Source organism: Mesorhizobium sp. WSM4311 (assembly GCF_002295115.1).
Taxonomy (GTDB): domain Bacteria; phylum Pseudomonadota; class Alphaproteobacteria; order Rhizobiales; family Rhizobiaceae; genus Mesorhizobium.
This window is the reverse complement of the sequence record NZ_NSFV01000006.1, coordinates 127,835-141,711: the sequence shown is the minus strand read 5'-3', so window position 1 is coordinate 141,711 and position 13,877 is coordinate 127,835. Positions and strand designations below refer to the sequence as shown.

The 13,877-nt window shown below is 64.2% G+C and carries 16 protein-coding genes; 10 read left to right on the top strand and 6 right to left on the bottom strand.

Going from position 1 to position 13,877, the window contains the following annotated elements; genetic code table 11:
* Positions 1 to 228: 228 nt before the first annotated feature.
* From lptB to lptC, 3 genes are read right to left on the bottom strand one after another with little or no spacing between them, the layout of a single operon-like run.
* On the bottom strand, positions 229 to 1,047 hold the full coding sequence (gene lptB, locus CK226_RS17665) for an LPS export ABC transporter ATP-binding protein (RefSeq protein WP_010911489.1): 819 nt from the start codon (positions 1,045 to 1,047) through the stop codon (positions 229 to 231).
* Positions 1,047 to 1,646 (bottom strand): LptA/OstA family protein, encoded by a 600-nt coding sequence (locus CK226_RS17660; protein ID WP_095792603.1) that lies wholly within the window; start codon positions 1,644 to 1,646, stop codon positions 1,047 to 1,049. The genes lptB and CK226_RS17660 overlap by 1 nt, the downstream gene beginning before the upstream one ends.
* Entirely contained in the window at positions 1,633 to 2,346 is a 714-nt protein-coding gene (gene lptC / locus CK226_RS17655; protein WP_095792602.1) for an LPS export ABC transporter periplasmic protein LptC, read from the bottom strand. Before lptC ends, CK226_RS17660 begins: the two co-directional genes overlap by 14 nt.
* 356 nt (positions 2,347 to 2,702) lie before the next feature.
* Here lptC and sppA point away from each other — a divergent pair, with 356 nt between their 5' ends.
* The 4 genes from sppA (at position 2,703) to CK226_RS17635 (ending at position 5,426) form a co-directional block, all read left to right on the top strand.
* Entirely contained in the window at positions 2,703 to 3,659 is a 957-nt protein-coding gene (gene sppA, locus CK226_RS17650; protein ID WP_095787144.1) for a signal peptide peptidase SppA, read from the top strand.
* An 80-nt stretch (positions 3,660 to 3,739) separates the two neighbouring features.
* A complete protein-coding gene (locus CK226_RS17645; protein ID WP_006200394.1) occupies positions 3,740 to 4,024 on the top strand; it encodes an integration host factor subunit beta in 285 nt (94 codons plus the stop codon).
* Positions 4,025 to 4,054: 30 nt separating this feature from the next.
* Positions 4,055 to 4,423 carry a DUF1049 domain-containing protein gene (locus CK226_RS17640; RefSeq protein WP_095792601.1) on the top strand — a complete coding sequence of 123 codons (369 nt, stop codon included), beginning with the start codon at positions 4,055 to 4,057 and terminating at the stop codon, positions 4,421 to 4,423.
* A 37-nt stretch (positions 4,424 to 4,460) separates the two neighbouring features.
* Positions 4,461 to 5,426, top strand: a complete 966-nt coding sequence (locus CK226_RS17635) for an ornithine cyclodeaminase family protein (protein ID WP_095792600.1) — start codon at positions 4,461 to 4,463, stop codon at positions 5,424 to 5,426.
* Here the strand turns inward: CK226_RS17635 and CK226_RS17630 are convergent.
* The 3 genes from CK226_RS17630 to CK226_RS17620 all read right to left on the bottom strand — a co-directional run bounded on the left by CK226_RS17630 (position 5,416) and on the right by CK226_RS17620 (position 7,018).
* On the bottom strand, positions 5,416 to 5,859 hold the full coding sequence (locus CK226_RS17630; RefSeq protein ID WP_095792599.1) for an EVE domain-containing protein: 444 nt from the start codon (positions 5,857 to 5,859) through the stop codon (positions 5,416 to 5,418). The two genes, CK226_RS17635 and CK226_RS17630, sit on opposite strands and share 11 nt — an antisense overlap.
* A complete protein-coding gene (locus CK226_RS17625; protein WP_095792598.1) occupies positions 5,856 to 6,251 on the bottom strand; it encodes a VOC family protein in 396 nt (131 codons plus the stop codon). The genes CK226_RS17630 and CK226_RS17625 overlap by 4 nt, the downstream gene beginning before the upstream one ends.
* A gap of 77 nt (positions 6,252 to 6,328) precedes the next feature.
* Positions 6,329 to 7,018 carry a YafY family protein gene (locus CK226_RS17620; RefSeq protein ID WP_095787145.1) on the bottom strand — a complete coding sequence of 230 codons (690 nt, stop codon included), beginning with the start codon at positions 7,016 to 7,018 and terminating at the stop codon, positions 6,329 to 6,331.
* A 146-nt stretch (positions 7,019 to 7,164) separates the two neighbouring features.
* Between CK226_RS17620 and CK226_RS17615 the strand changes: the two genes are divergently transcribed.
* The 6 genes from CK226_RS17615 (at position 7,165) to CK226_RS17590 (ending at position 13,641) form a co-directional block, all read left to right on the top strand.
* Positions 7,165 to 7,605 (top strand): DUF1772 domain-containing protein, encoded by a 441-nt coding sequence (locus CK226_RS17615; protein WP_245437772.1) that lies wholly within the window; start codon positions 7,165 to 7,167, stop codon positions 7,603 to 7,605.
* Positions 7,606 to 7,707: 102 nt separating this feature from the next.
* Entirely contained in the window at positions 7,708 to 8,793 is a 1,086-nt protein-coding gene (locus tag CK226_RS17610) for a class I SAM-dependent rRNA methyltransferase (protein ID WP_095787068.1), read from the top strand.
* Positions 8,794 to 9,651 (top strand): RNA methyltransferase, encoded by an 858-nt coding sequence (locus CK226_RS17605; protein WP_095772477.1) that lies wholly within the window; start codon positions 8,794 to 8,796, stop codon positions 9,649 to 9,651.
* A 13-nt stretch (positions 9,652 to 9,664) separates the two neighbouring features.
* Entirely contained in the window at positions 9,665 to 10,162 is a 498-nt protein-coding gene (lspA, locus tag CK226_RS17600) for a signal peptidase II (protein WP_095772476.1), read from the top strand.
* A 57-nt stretch (positions 10,163 to 10,219) separates the two neighbouring features.
* Positions 10,220 to 11,209 (top strand): MDR family oxidoreductase, encoded by a 990-nt coding sequence (locus CK226_RS17595; protein ID WP_095792596.1) that lies wholly within the window; start codon positions 10,220 to 10,222, stop codon positions 11,207 to 11,209.
* A 143-nt stretch (positions 11,210 to 11,352) separates the two neighbouring features.
* Positions 11,353 to 13,641: a PAS domain-containing hybrid sensor histidine kinase/response regulator gene (locus CK226_RS17590; RefSeq protein ID WP_095772474.1), complete on the top strand. Its 2,289-nt coding sequence runs from the start codon at positions 11,353 to 11,355 to the stop codon at positions 13,639 to 13,641.
* The last annotated feature ends 236 nt before the right edge of the window (positions 13,642 to 13,877 follow it).

The window sequence follows — 13,877 nt, the reverse complement described above, 5'->3', positions numbered from 1 at the left end:
CGCGTCCGCGCCTCCCGAAACGAATTCGGCAGCCGGCCATAAAAACTGGCCCGGCTTTTGCTTGTCAAGGCAAAGCCTAGCAAAAGCCGCTTACCGGAGCGTTATCTCGGAGCAGAATCGCGAAAAATCAGCCCGCGACACGCAAAAAATCGTGCCAGGAAACAAATTTCACGCCTAAGGCAAATTTCCGGAAACGATCCTCCGGCCGGAATTGCATGAGAAAAAAGGTCAGAGCGTAAAGCCCTCGCCGAGGTAAAGCCGCCGCACATCCGGGTTCGCCACCACCTCGTCGGCGCGGCCATGGGTCAGCACCTGGCCGGCATGGATGATGTAGGCACGGTCGATCAGCCCGAGCGTCTCGCGCACATTGTGGTCGGTGATGAGGACACCGATGCCGCGCGCCGTCAAATGGCGCACAAGCTGCTGGATATCGGCGACGGCGATCGGGTCGATGCCGGCAAAGGGCTCGTCGAGCAGCATGTAGGCCGGGCGCGTCGCCAGCGCGCGTGCGATTTCCAGGCGCCGCCGCTCGCCGCCGGAGAGCGACATGGATGGCGCCTTGCGCAGATGGCTGATGTGGAATTCCTCGAGCAGTTCGTCGAGATTGCGCTCGCGCACCTTGCGATCCTTTTCGACCACTTCGAGCACGGCGCGGATATTCTGCTCGACATTGAGGCCTCGGAAGATCGACGCCTCCTGCGGCAGATAGCCGATACCGAGGCGCGCGCGACGATACATCGGCATCGAGGTGACGTCGAAACCGTCGATCTCGATCGTGCCTTCATCCACCGGCACAAGGCCGGTAACCATGTAGAAACAGGTGGTCTTGCCGGCGCCGTTTGGGCCGAGCAGCCCGACGGCCTCGCCGGCGCGCACGCCGAGCGTGACGCCGCTGACCACCTTGCGGCCCTTGTAGCTCTTGGTCAGGCCCTTGGCGATCAAGGTTCCCTTGAACTTCGTCTTGTCGACGGTGATCGTGGCCGGAGCCGAAACCTTGGCTGCGGCACGTCCCGGAAGACGCGCCGTCAGCGATGACAGGCTGGCCATCAGGGGTTCGTCGCTCCCGCCTTTGGCGCATCCGATTTCGGCGGGGTCATCGACATGATGACACGTCCCCCGCAACCATCGACATTGGCCAGGCCAGTCTTCATTTGCACGGTCAGCTTGCAGCCCTTGAGCACGTTGGGGCCCTGCGACAGCACCACTTCCTTGCCGGACAGGACCAGCACCTGCGTCTTCATGTCGAAGGTGCCATTGTCGCCGGTCGCAACCTGGTCATCCGACTTGATGTAGACCTTGCTGCTGACTTCGAGGTGATCGATATTGGCGGAGCCGGTCATCGCGGCACCCGCCGCTTCGGTACCCTTGGCGGCCGCGTTGGGATCCTTGACGTAATACACCATCATCTTGCCGGCCTTGAGCAGGGTTGGCCCCTGGACGACGGTGACGTTGCCGGTGAACACGGCGACGTTCTCGGCCTGCCGCACCTCCAGCTTGTCGCTTTCGATCTGGATTGGCTTGTCGCCGGACAATTTGAGCCCGGACACCTGGCTGCTGGCACCCGACTGCGCCACCGACGGCACAAGGCCCAGCAGGAGCAGCACCGAAGTTGCGGCCGCAAGCCGTGTCGAACTAGTGTGCCACATTCGATTCTTCGCCCTTTGCCTCAGCCGCCTTCACGCTGGCGGGATCGATGTTGACGCGCACCCTCTTCTCGAACACCAGGATCTTGCCATTGTCCTGGACCGACAGGGAATCCGCTGTGATTTGCGACCCGCCACTGCTGACGTCGACGGGGTCGTCCGTCTTCATAGTGCCTTTGCCCATGTCGAGGAAGACCGATTTGAACTTGGCTTGCATGCCGTCGGTCGTGGTGATCATGACGTCGCTGGTCATTTTCATCGTATTGCCGTCGCGATCGTAGATACCGTGCGAGGCTTTGATGGCAGCGACATTGTCCGGCCCGACCGGCACCTTGGCGTCTATGCCTTCGAGCTCGATGATGCCTTGCGTGCTGACATCCTGGATCGCCCGCAGGGCTGTCATCGAATAGGGCTGCTTCTGCTTGGTGAAACCGTTGAGCTTGGGATTGGCCATCACCAGCTTGCCGTTGGAAAAGGCGGCGCCTTCCGACTGCACCGCGACCGAGACGGGGGCGGCCAGATAGGAATAGATCGGGAAGGCGACGGCGATCAGCGCCGCGGCCAGGGGCAGGGCGAATTTGAGCACGCGCACGCGGCGCGAATGACGTTGGGCGCGGTCGAACGCATCGCCCCGCGTCCAGCCATCCGCCGGGGGAGCCAACGCCGTCTCGGGGCTGGTCGGTTCATTCGATCGCGCTAACATGACTGCTTTCTTCTAGACCCTGCCCGCCAAGGAACACCGCCTATAGGTGGGGGGCCGGCACTCTCAAGCAAGCACAAGCCCACGAAAACCGCAAAAATGTGACAACTGTGGTTGTACAAACGAAAACGAGGTCGGCACAACAGCCGGTACTTCATAGCAGAAATGGGCGCGCCTGCGCCTTTTTTTCATCACCGCTGTTCTTCCCCTTACCTCGCGTCCCTTGCACAGGCCAGTCACAAAAAGGACAGTGTTTGGATCGCCGCGGGCGATTGCCGCGCCACAGGCAAGCGGAACTGCTTCCCGATGAAGACATCATGGTCTAAAAGCGTCTCTTCCCGCCGACCGTGAGGCTGACCATGGCATTGAGAGCCGACGACCTGATCGACCGCCGCCGTTTGCGGCGCAAGCTGACATTCTGGCGTGTTGCGGCCATCGGCATCGTGGCCCTCGGAGTGATCGCGCTGTCGGCCTGGTTCTATCGCGACGATCTCGGCGGCTCGGCTGTCGACCATATCGCCAAGGTCAGGATCGAAGGCACGATCACCGAGGACGAGGACCTGATCAAGCGTCTGGAAGACATCCGCAAGTCGTCGAAGGTGAAGGGCGTGATCCTCGCGATCGATTCACCCGGCGGCACCACCGTCGGCGGTGAATCGATCTATGAGGAGGTGCGCAAGGTAGCCGCCGACAAGCCGGTTGTGGCCGAAGTCGGCACGCTCGCCGCATCGGCCGGCTATATGATCGCAAGTGCGGCCGACCACATCGTCGCCCGCAAGACCTCGATCGTCGGCTCGATCGGCGTGCTGATCCAGTATCCCGACGTCAGCGGCCTGATGGACAAGCTCGGCATCAAGCTGGAGGAGGTGAAATCCTCGCCGCTCAAGGCTTCGCCTTCTCCTTTCAAGCCGACCAATGACGACGAGCGCGCCATGGTCCGCAAGCTCATCCTCGACAGCTACGACTGGTTTGTCGGCATCGTCGCCGAACGCCGCAAGATGACCCACGAACAGGCGCTGGCGCTGGCCGACGGATCGATCTTTACTGGCCGCCAGGGTGTCGCCAACGGGCTGATCGACGCCGTCGGCGGCGAAACCGAGGCGATCAACTGGCTGGCGACCAAGGGTGTCGACGCCAAGCTCAAGGTGGTCGAATGGAAGGATACGGAGCGGCGCGGCAGCTTCCTGTGGTCAAAAGCCATGGTAAAAACGGTGGGCAGCGCGCTTGGCCTGCCGGACTACAGCAGTGATGTCATCCACGAACTTGGCGCCGACCGCTTGTTTCTTGACGGCCTCGTTTCTGTCTGGCACCCTTGAGCGCGGTTTGGGACAGCTGAAAAAGCCAATAAAATCATCCTCATAATTTCGACCGAACTGCTTTCACGGGGACCCGTCTGATGATCAAGTCCGAACTTGTGCAGATTATTGCTACGCGCAATCCGCATCTTTTCCTGCGCGACGTCGAAAACATCGTCGGCGCGATCTTCGACGAGATCACCGACGCACTCGCCGAAGGCAACCGGGTCGAGTTGCGCGGATTCGGTGCCTTTTCGGTGAAAAACCGTCCCGCCCGTACCGGCCGCAACCCGCGCACCGGCGAATCCGTCGAGGTCGAGGAGAAATGGGTGCCGTTCTTCAAGACCGGCAAGGAACTGCGCGAAAGGCTGAACGGCGGCAAGTAGGCGCAGCGCCAACTTCCGACGGAAAACATAATGCTCAATCGTTTCATGCTCATCGTGGTCTTCGTGCCCCTGGCGATCATCCTGATCGCGCTGGCCGTCGCCAACCGCGAACTCGTCGCCTTCACGCTGGATCCGTTCAATCCCGGCAATCCGAAGCTGACGCTCACCTTGCCGCTGTTCATTTTCCTGTTCCTGGCGCTTGCCATCGGCATGATCGTCGGCAGCCTGGCGACCTGGGTCAAGCAGGGCCGCTACCGCAAACTGGCGCGCCAGCGCGGCGTCGAGGCGGAAAACCTGCGCCAGGCGGTCAGCCGCGCGCCATCAGCGCCGCAGGGATCAGCCCAAGGACAGGCCCAAGGGTCGGCCCAACGGTCGGCATTGCCAAAGCCGACCAGTTGATGGGCCGGCCGGCGCCTTTCGTTCCGCGGAGCCATTCATGCTGACCATTTCGGCCGCCGAGGTCGACCGTGCGCTGACCTTTCCCGGACTGGTCGAGACGTTGCGCGCGGCATTCCGCGAAGGTGCGGTGCAGCCGGTCAGGCATCATCACGCTGTCGAACGGCCCGATGGTGCCGCCTCGACCTTGCTGCTGATGCCAGCATGGACCGATTTCAACGCCGCCGGCACGTCTTCCGGCGGCCATATCGGCGTCAAGATTGTCACCGTCTCGCCCGACAACAACGCCATCGGCAAGCCCGCCGTGATGGGGCTCTATCTCCTGCTCGATGGCGCGACAGGCGAACCGGAAGCCCTGATCGACGGCCAGCGGCTGACGCAATGGCGCACCGCCTGCGCCTCGGCGCTGGCGGCTTCCTACCTTGCCCGCGACGACGCCTCGCGGCTGCTTGTGGTCGGCGCGGGCGCCCTGTCGCCGTTCCTCGCCAAGGCGCATTCGGCCGTGCGGCCGATCAAAACCATCCGCATATGGAACCGCACCCCGGCAAACGCCGAGAAAGTCGCGGCCGATTTGCGCGCCGACGGCTTTGCGGCCAGCGCCGCGACCGACCTCGATACCGAGCTTGGTGAGGCCGATATCGTTTCCTCGGCAACGATCACCACCACGCCGCTGATCAAGGGCGCTCTGTTGCGGCCAGGCACCCATGTCGACCTGGTCGGCGGCTTCACCCCGACGATGCGTGAAAGTGATGACGACGCCATCGCCCGCGCCCGCGTCTATGTCGACACCCGCGCCGGCGCCACCAAGGAAGCCGGCGACATCGTCCAGCCGCTGGCCTCGGGCGTGTTAAAGCTGGACGCGATCGTCGCCGACCTGCACGAATTGGCGCGCGGCCGGAAAAAGGGCAGAGAGAGCCCTGACGAGATCACGCTGTTCAAGTCCGTTGGCGCGGCACTCGAGGACCTTGCAGCGGGCATTGCCGTCTACAAGGCTCTCAAGCCCTAGCTTCTGCAAGTTTCTTTGCAGCACCCATCGCCTCTGCGATCAGACGAAAATCGTGATCGGTGATTTCGAACAGGCCAAAGCGCAGCTGATATCCCCAGTTCGACTTGCCGGCGGTGAAGTCCAGCCGTTCGAGCAACGGTTTGATCGGCGCTTCTTCAGCCGCCATCCACTCGACATCGCGCCGGAACGGCGTGAAGCCGCCGCCCATGTCGCCCTGATAGGGTTCTCCTTCCCGCACCGTGCCGATTGCCGTGAATACCTGCAGGCCGTCTTTTTCACGCAAAACTGTGGTCGGCGAATAGTAGACGATGCCGTCGCCGGGCTTGACGCGACGCAACGGTGCCGCCTTGCCGTGATTGACCTGCATGAAACCGTCCTTTCGGCCGCGCCGGACATGTTCGGCCGACGCAACGGCGATCCAATACGCGCTCATTTCTGCTCTCCATCGGCCTGTTGCCCGTCGGACAGCCAGTAGACGCGCAGGCGGTGGTTGTCGGGATCGAGAGCAACGAAAGTGCGGCCGAAATCCATGTCGGTCGGCGTCTGCAGGATCTTCAAGCCACGTCCGGACCAGTCGGCGTGGGTTGCGTCGACCGCATCCGGCGTCTCCAGCGCAAACACGATCTCGGCGCCGCCACCGGCCGCGGCCGCCGCCGGCTCGACCGTATGGCGCGACCACAGGCCGAGCTTGAAGCCGTTGTCGAGCACGAACAGCACGAAGGTCGGCGCGCTTTCGACCGGCTCGCGCCCCAGCAGCGCGCTGTAGAAGGCACCGCTCTTGAGCGGCTGGTCGACATGGAGAATGACGAAATTCGGGCTTGCCATGACTGCTCTCCAAGCTGTTTCAACGTTTCGACTTGGCTGATATAGGGCAAGCTACTGTCAGATTCTGGCAGTAGGCATCATGGCCCGCGCGGCTTGTCGAGCGTTGCCCGCCACTCCTTGAGCAGCGCCTGGCGGCGACGCGGATAGCGCGCATCGACGGCGTCGAGGCCGGATATGCGATCGGCGCGAAAATGCCGGAAATCCTGTCGCATCTCGCACCACGCCACCACCACCCGCACCTTGTCGAAGAAGCCGAGCGCGAACGGCCAGACGATACGTTGCGAAGCAGCACCACCGGCATCGCGATAGAGAAAACCGAGTTTGCGTTCGTGGCGGATGGCCTGCCGCACGACGCCAAGATCTATGCCTTCAATGGCCGTCATCTGCGGCCCGACCAACAGGGTCGAGGCATCGAGATCCTCGCGCAGATCCTCCGGCAGCACGGCCGCGATCTTGGCCAGCGCATTGGCGGCAGCGGCCGAAAGACGCTGGTCCGGCTGCTTGGCAACCCAGCGCGAACCGAGCACGATGGCTTCGATCTCCTCGTCGCTGAACATCAGCGGCGGCAGCATGAAGCCGGGCTTGAGCACATAACCCAGCCCTGCCTCGCCCTCGATCGGCGCGCCCTGCCCCTGCAGCGTGGCGATATCGCGGTAGAGCGTGCGGATCGAAATCCCGAGCTCATCGGCCAGCGCCTGCCCGCTCACCGGCCGGCGGTGCCGGCGCAGCGACTGGATCAGGTCGAGCAGGCGTTCGGAGCGGGACATCAATGGCAATCCGTTGGCGACGAACGATAGGGCCGCCATGCTTGGCGCCGCAAGCGGCTTGATGGCTCGGAACTCCTCGGACGAGGGACCGTTGTTCCGGCATGCAGATATACGGTTTCCTGCTGTTCTGGTCTGTGCTGACTGCCATGGTCGCCGCACTCAGCCTCGGGCCGTCTTTCGCCCACGTCCTGGAATCGGCACCCCGGCTCACCCAGTGGTCGCCGGCCCTTTGGCGCGAGACCACCGTTTTCAACGGCCAGTTCCTGCTCTTCGCGGTGATTGGCGCGCCGCTGGACATCGCGGCAATCGCCTGCCCCGGACTGCTGGCCTGGCTGCTGCGCGACGATCGCCCGGCGTTCTGGTTCGCGCTGGCAGCCGCCTTGCTCTACGCGCTGTCGCTCGTGTTGTGGTTCGTTCTCGTCAAACCGGCCAATGATGTCCTCGCCACCTGGGTGCCGGGCCCGATCCCGGATGGTTTCGAAGCCATCCGGCTGCGTTGGGAAACCGGCCACATGGCCGTCACGGCATTCAAAACCGCCGGCTTCATTTCGCTGACTCTCGCCCTGCTTGCGATCAGGCGCGGCTGAATCGCCCGCCACCGCGCCGCCGTCGCAATGTCGCGCGGGTTTTGTTGCGCCGAAGGGCATAGCTGTGGCAGAAGCGGGCCGAACCGCCGGAGATGCTGCTTCTTGAAGTCTTTTCGCGACAAACGCCGCGACGGCCGCCCGCCCGCGAAAGACGGCGCGCAACAGGCGCGTGCGCACGACAATCGTGGTGCGGCAAGGTCGGAGGCAAGGCCACGGGAAAAGCAGGCCGGCAGCCCGGACAGCCAGCCCGCACCGAATTCCGCCCCGCGCATCCTTGCCCGCCGTGACGGCGCCCTGCCCGCCGAACAGCTTCCGCTGATTCTCGAAGTGGCGCCGAATGCCGATTATGCGCTGCTCGACAGCGGCGCCGGCCAGAAACTCGAACAATATGGCCCCTACCGCATCGTGCGGCCCGAGGGCCAGGCGATCTGGCAGAAGGCCTTGCCGGCGAGGGACTGGGAGCGTGCCGACGCCATCTTCACCGGTGACACCGACGAAGAGGGCATCGGCCGCTGGCGTTTCCCGAAGATGCCGCTCGGCGAGACCTGGCCGATGAAGCATGACGGCATCGATTATCTCGGCCGTTTCACCTCGTTTCGCCATGTCGGCGTCTTTCCCGAACAGGCCTCGCACTGGGACCACATGGCCGGGCTGATCGCGGCGGCCAGGCGGCCGGTCAAGGTGCTGAACCTGTTCGGCTATACCGGCCTCGCCTCATTGGTGGCGGCCCGCGCCGGCGCCGAGGTCACCCATGTCGATGCCTCGAAGAAGGCGATCGGCTGGGCGCGTGAAAACCAGGAGATGGCCGGGCTGGGCAGCAAGCCGATCCGCTGGATCGTCGACGACGCGGTGAAATTCGCCGAGCGCGAGGAGCGCCGCGGCAGCCGCTATGACATCATCCTGTTCGACCCGCCGGCCTATGGCCGTGGCCCCAAGGGCGAGGTCTGGCAATTGTTCGAGGATCTGCCTGCCCTGACCGATCTCTGTCGCGCGATCCTGACGCCAAAGCCGCTTGCCGTGGTGTTGACCGCCTATTCGATCCGCGCCTCCTTCTTCGCCATCCACGCTTTGATGCGCGACACGTTCGCCGGCATGGGCGGCAGGGTTGAATCGGGTGAGCTGATCATTCGCGAAAAGTCCGCTGGCAGGGCGCTTTCGACCTCATTGTTTTCGCGTTGGGTGGCCTGAATGAACGAACGGCATGTGGGCGCACCTGGCCAGGTGAAGGAAGTCACCAGCCTCGCCAATCCGCTGATCAAGGACATCAAGGCACTCGCCCTGAAGAAATTCCGCGACCAGCAGAACGCCTTCATGGCGGAGGGGCTGAAGCTGGTCATCGATGCGCTCGACCTGGGCTGGCAGATCAGGACGCTTGTGTTCGCCAAGGCCGGGCGCGGCAACCCGGCGGTGGAAAAGGTCGCCGCGCGCACGGTTGCCGCCGGCGGCACGGTGCTCGAAGTCTCGGAAAAAGTGCTTGTCGCCATCACCCGCCGCGACAATCCGCAAATGGTGGTCGGCGTCTTCTCGCAAAAATTCCTGGCGCTGAAGGACATCCGCGCCGACAATGGCGATGTCTGGGTGGCGCTCGACCGGGTGCGCGACCCCGGCAATCTGGGCACCGTCATCCGCACCGTCGATGCCGTCGGCGCCAAGGGTGTCATCCTGGTCGGCGACACAACGGACCCGTTTTCCGTGGAGACGGTGCGCGCCACCATGGGTTCGATCTTCGCCGTGCCGGTGGCGAAGGCAACGACCGAGGCCTTCCTTGCCTGGCGCGGCGGATTTTCTGGCCTTGTCGCCGGCACGCATCTGAAGGGTGCGGTCGACTACCGCTCGGTCGATTTTTCCCGTGGGCCTGTGCTGCTGATGATGGGCAATGAGCAACAGGGCCTGCCTGAAAGCCTGGCAGCGAGTTGCGACCGGCTGCTCAGGATCCCGCAAGCGGGCCGCGCCGATTCGCTCAATCTCGCCGTCGCCACCGGCATCATGCTGTTCGAGATCCGGCGCGGCGCGCTGAGGCTCGAACCAATCGCCGACCAGCAATGAAGGTTGCCCGCCCGTGAGATCATGGTCCCCCTACGCGCTGCTCGTCGTCGCGGCCATCGCGCTCGATCAGTGGATCAAGCATCTGGTCGAGGCCGGCCTGCCCTTCCAGGAAAAGCTCGATCTGGTGCCGTTCCTGGCGCTGTTTCGCACCTACAACACCGGTATCGCCTTCTCGATGTTCTCCTCCTTCGGCGATACCGGCCTGGTGGTCATCGCCGTTATGGTCGTGGCTTTCGTGCTCTACCTCGCCACCCGCACGCCATCGGGCCATGTCATCGCCCGCACCGGCTTTGCCCTGATCACCGGCGGCGCGCTGGGCAATCTGATCGACCGTGCCGTCTACGGCCACGTCATCGACTACATCTTGTTCCACACGCCGGTCTGGTCCTTTGCCATCTTCAACCTCGCCGACGCCTTCATTTCCGTGGGCGCGGCACTGGTCGTCTTCGACGAACTCATCGGCTGGCGTCGCGAGCCCAAAGCTTCGAACGCCAAATCTTCCAAAGATTGACCCCACGCGGCCATCGCCGCACAGTCAAGGACGCCAAGCAAGTTCGCGGAGAAAAAGATGTCCGAAACCTTCAAAGCCATCCTCGTCTCGCGCGACGCCGACAAGAACCAGTCGGTCGCCGTGACGGATCTCACCGAAGCCGACCTGATGGAGGGTGACGTCACCGTCGCGGTCGAGGCGACGACGGTGAACTACAAGGATGGGCTGGCCATTACGGGCAAGGCGCCGGTGGTCCGCCGCTGGCCGCTGGTGCCGGGCATCGACTTCGCCGGAACGGTCATCTCGTCCTCCAATCCCGACTGGCGCAAGGGAGACAAGGTCATCCTGAATGGCTGGGGTGTCGGCGAGACGCATTTCGGCGCCTATGCCGGGCGTGCCCGCGTCAAGGGCGACTGGCTGGTTCCGCTGCCGGAAGGCATCAGCGCCCATGACGCGATGGCGGTCGGCACCGCCGGCTATACCGCCATGCTCTGCGTCATGGCGCTGGAGCGGCACGGCATCCTGCCTGATCGCGGCCCGGTGGTGGTGACGGGTGCAGCCGGCGGCGTCGGTTCGGTCGCGGTCTCCATCTTGTCCAGCCTCGGGTACCACGTCATTGCGTCGACCGGACGCAATGCGGAAAGCCCCTATCTGATAAATCTCGGCGCCGCCGAGGTGATCTCGCGTGACGAGCTCAGCCAGCCCGCCAAACCGCTGGCCAAGGAACGCTGGGCCGGCGGCATCGATTCGGTCGGCAGCCACACGCTGGCCAATGTGCTGTCGATGACCTCCTATGGCGGCGCGGTCGCGGCCTGCGGCCTGGCCGGCGGCATGGATCTGCCGTCGAGCGTCGCCCCCTTCATCCTGCGCGGCGTCTCGCTGCTCGGCATCGATTCGGTGATGGCGCCGAAGGCCGTGCGCCTCGAGGCCTGGCGGCGCATCGGCACCGATCTCGACCTGCAGAAGCTCGCCAGCCTGTCCACGACCATCGGCTTCGACAATATCATCGATGCCGCGCGCGACATCGTCGACGGCAAGATCCGCGGTCGCGTCGTCGTCGACATGTAAGCCCGCCTCGCGGGCTCCAGCCAGCGGATGGATCGCCTAATCCGGTGGCGAATCCGCCGCTGCCGGGACAAAAACGCCTATCCGCTAAAATTCGAACGATCCGCCGCAATTTTCCATAATCTCTGTCTGGCAAGGGTTTTCGCATGATCGCGGAATCCGACAGCCGACAGGCAAACAAGGGCGACGATGTCGATGCGGTTGCGGCACCAGCGGCGGCGCGGCGGTTCATCGCCGCGCCGCCGCTGGTGCCCGAGCAACAATTGGTCAGGCGGGAAGGCCTGCCGCTGCTCACCTTCGTCGCCATCCTGGTCCTGGCGGGCCTCGCGCATCTGACCGGGGCGCCGATCTTCATCAGCCTCGCCTTGCTGGCAACCGGCCTCGCCGGCCTGGCCATGCATTTCCATGCCAGACGCAGCGCCCACCGCACCGTGGTAATGCTGGACGAGACCACCGCCCGAAGCCGCGCCGAAATCGAGACGCTGGCCGACCGCATGTGGGAAATGCAGGAAAGCGAGGAGCGCTTTCGCGGTCTCATCGATGCGCTGGGCGACCTCGTCATCCATCGCGATCGCGACGGCCACATCGTCTATGCCAACAAGGTGTTCGCCGATCTGGTCGAAGCCGATCAGCGCGATCTTGCCGGCAAGACCCTGGCCGAACTTGGCATCGAGGTCGGCATCGTCCCCGATGCCGCCTTTTCCGACCATGAGTGCCTCAGTTCCACCGATGTCGCCATCCGCACGCCAAGCGGCCCGCGCTGGTTCTCCTGGATCGAACTGTCGGTGCGCGACAAGGACAGCGGCACGGCATCGCATCGCGCCATCGCCCGCGACATCACTGCCCGCAAGCGCGCCGAATCCTCGCTCATCACCGCGCGCGAGCGCGCCGAATACGCAAGCCAGGCCAAATCGCGCTTCCTCGCCACGGTCAGCCATGAAATCCGCACGCCGATGAACGGCATCATGGGCATGGCCAGGCTGCTCGCCGACACCAGCCTGTCGCCGGAACAGCAGACCTATGTCGGCGCCATCTCGACCTCGGCCAGCGCCCTGCTCGCCCTGATCGAGGACCTGCTCGACTATTCCAAGATCGAGGCCGGTCGCTTCGATCCGGAACCGCAGCCCATGTCGGTGCGCGAGATCGCCGACAACATCATCGAATTGCTCGCCGCCCGCGCCTTCGCGAAGGGTATTGGCCTCGGCTGCCACGTCGAACCGGATGTACCGCAATTGATCACAGCCGATCCAGGCCGGGTCAGGCAGGTGCTGCTCAATCTGATCGGCAACGCCATCAAGTTCACCGACGGCGGCGGCGTGCTGGTCAGCATCGCGCGCGCCCGCACCGAGACCAGCGACCGCATCTGCTTCACCATCACCGACACCGGTCCCGGGCTGCGCGAAGAGGACATGGAGCGTATCTTCGAGGAGTTCGAACAGGCCGACGGCACCTCGACGCGCGCACATGGCGGAGCGGGGCTCGGACTTGCCATCTCCAAGCGGCTGGTGGCCGCCATGGGTGGCACGATTTCGGTGTCCAGCCGGCTTGGCCAAGGGTCGGAATTCGTCTTCGAAATCCCGGCCACGGAGGCCACCGAGGCGCCTCAGGGCCGGCAGAACGTGCTTGCCGGCAGGCGCGCGGTGATCCTGTCCAGGAACGCCGTCGAGGCAGACGCCATCGCCCGCACCATCCGCGCCAATGGCGGCGCGGCCGCCATCGCCACCACGGTGGCACAGGCCGCCTCCTTCGCCGACGGCTGCGACGTGGTTCTGGTCGACGCGGCCATGGAGGAGAGCGATGGGAGAGTGCTCAAACGGTTGCGCCAAGTCGGCTTTTTGGATTGCGAAGCCGTTACGCTGATCGCACCGACCGACCGCGGCCTGCTTGGCGAATTCCGCGCCAGCGGCTACGCGACCTTCCTGGCCCGGCCGGTGCGCGGTGGAACACTTTTGCGTGTTCTTTTGACCAGCCATGCGCCGGCCCTTGCCCAGCCGCAGCCGGAAAAGCGCCGCACCCCTGCGCTGCGCGCTTCAAGCGACCGCCAGTTGGGCTTGTCCGTGCTGATCGCCGAGGACAACGACATCAATGCCATGCTGGCCCGCGCCACGCTGTTGAAGGCGGGGCACCGCGTCAAGGTAGTCGGCAATGGCAAGGCCGCCGTCGAGGCCGTCACCAGCGCCGGGCACAAGCACCGCTTCGACGTGGTGCTGATGGACCTGCATATGCCGGTCATGGACGGGCTGGATGCCATTGCCGCGATCCGCCGCCATGAGGAAGAGACATCGGCGCCGCCCGTGCCGATCATGGTGCTGTCGGCCGACAGCCAGGAAAAGACGCGCCATGCGGTGCTTGCCCATGGCGCCAGCGGCTTCGTCACCAAGCCCCTCGACCCGGATGCGCTCGTCAACGCCGTCGAGGGCCAGGTTGCGGCCTGATCCGGTTTTTTCCAGCTGGGCGGCTGATGCACGCCAACCCAAAGAGGCCCCGATTTATCGAGGGCGACCCCCATCAAAACAAGGGTTTGAAGCGCGGCGAGTTGATCCGTGCAAACGAAAGGCGCCTCGCTCCTCCTCACCTAACGTAGCCGGTTGACCGTTTTCGCCAGCCGACGAAGTATTGCCCGCGACGCCTTATCACGGTACTGTCACAATCCTGTTGCACCTACACCGTA

Bases quoted from the DNA above. Each gene is read 5' to 3' on its own strand.
- CK226_RS17605 (WP_095772477.1), top strand. From the start codon at position 8,794: ATGAACGAACGGCATGTGGGCGCACCTGGCCAGGTGAAGGAAGTCACC.
- CK226_RS17595 (WP_095792596.1), top strand. From the start codon at position 10,220: ATGTCCGAAACCTTCAAAGCCATCCTCGTCTCGCGCGACGCCGACAAG.
- CK226_RS17645 (WP_006200394.1), top strand. From the start codon at position 3,740: ATGATCAAGTCCGAACTTGTGCAGATTATTGCTACGCGCAATCCGCAT.
- CK226_RS17620 (WP_095787145.1), bottom strand. From the start codon at position 7,018: ATGTCCCGCTCCGAACGCCTGCTCGACCTGATCCAGTCGCTGCGCCGG.
- CK226_RS17590 (WP_095772474.1), top strand. From the start codon at position 11,353: ATGATCGCGGAATCCGACAGCCGACAGGCAAACAAGGGCGACGATGTC.
- CK226_RS17635 (WP_095792600.1), top strand. From the start codon at position 4,461: ATGCTGACCATTTCGGCCGCCGAGGTCGACCGTGCGCTGACCTTTCCC.
- sppA (WP_095787144.1), top strand. From the start codon at position 2,703: ATGGCATTGAGAGCCGACGACCTGATCGACCGCCGCCGTTTGCGGCGC.
- lptB (WP_010911489.1), bottom strand. From the start codon at position 1,047: ATGGCCAGCCTGTCATCGCTGACGGCGCGTCTTCCGGGACGTGCCGCA.
- CK226_RS17625 (WP_095792598.1), bottom strand. From the start codon at position 6,251: ATGGCAAGCCCGAATTTCGTCATTCTCCATGTCGACCAGCCGCTCAAG.
- CK226_RS17615 (WP_245437772.1), top strand. From the start codon at position 7,165: ATGGTCGCCGCACTCAGCCTCGGGCCGTCTTTCGCCCACGTCCTGGAA.
- CK226_RS17660 (WP_095792603.1), bottom strand. From the start codon at position 1,646: ATGTGGCACACTAGTTCGACACGGCTTGCGGCCGCAACTTCGGTGCTG.
- lptC (WP_095792602.1), bottom strand. From the start codon at position 2,346: ATGTTAGCGCGATCGAATGAACCGACCAGCCCCGAGACGGCGTTGGCT.
- CK226_RS17640 (WP_095792601.1), top strand. From the start codon at position 4,055: ATGCTCAATCGTTTCATGCTCATCGTGGTCTTCGTGCCCCTGGCGATC.
- CK226_RS17630 (WP_095792599.1), bottom strand. From the start codon at position 5,859: ATGAGCGCGTATTGGATCGCCGTTGCGTCGGCCGAACATGTCCGGCGC.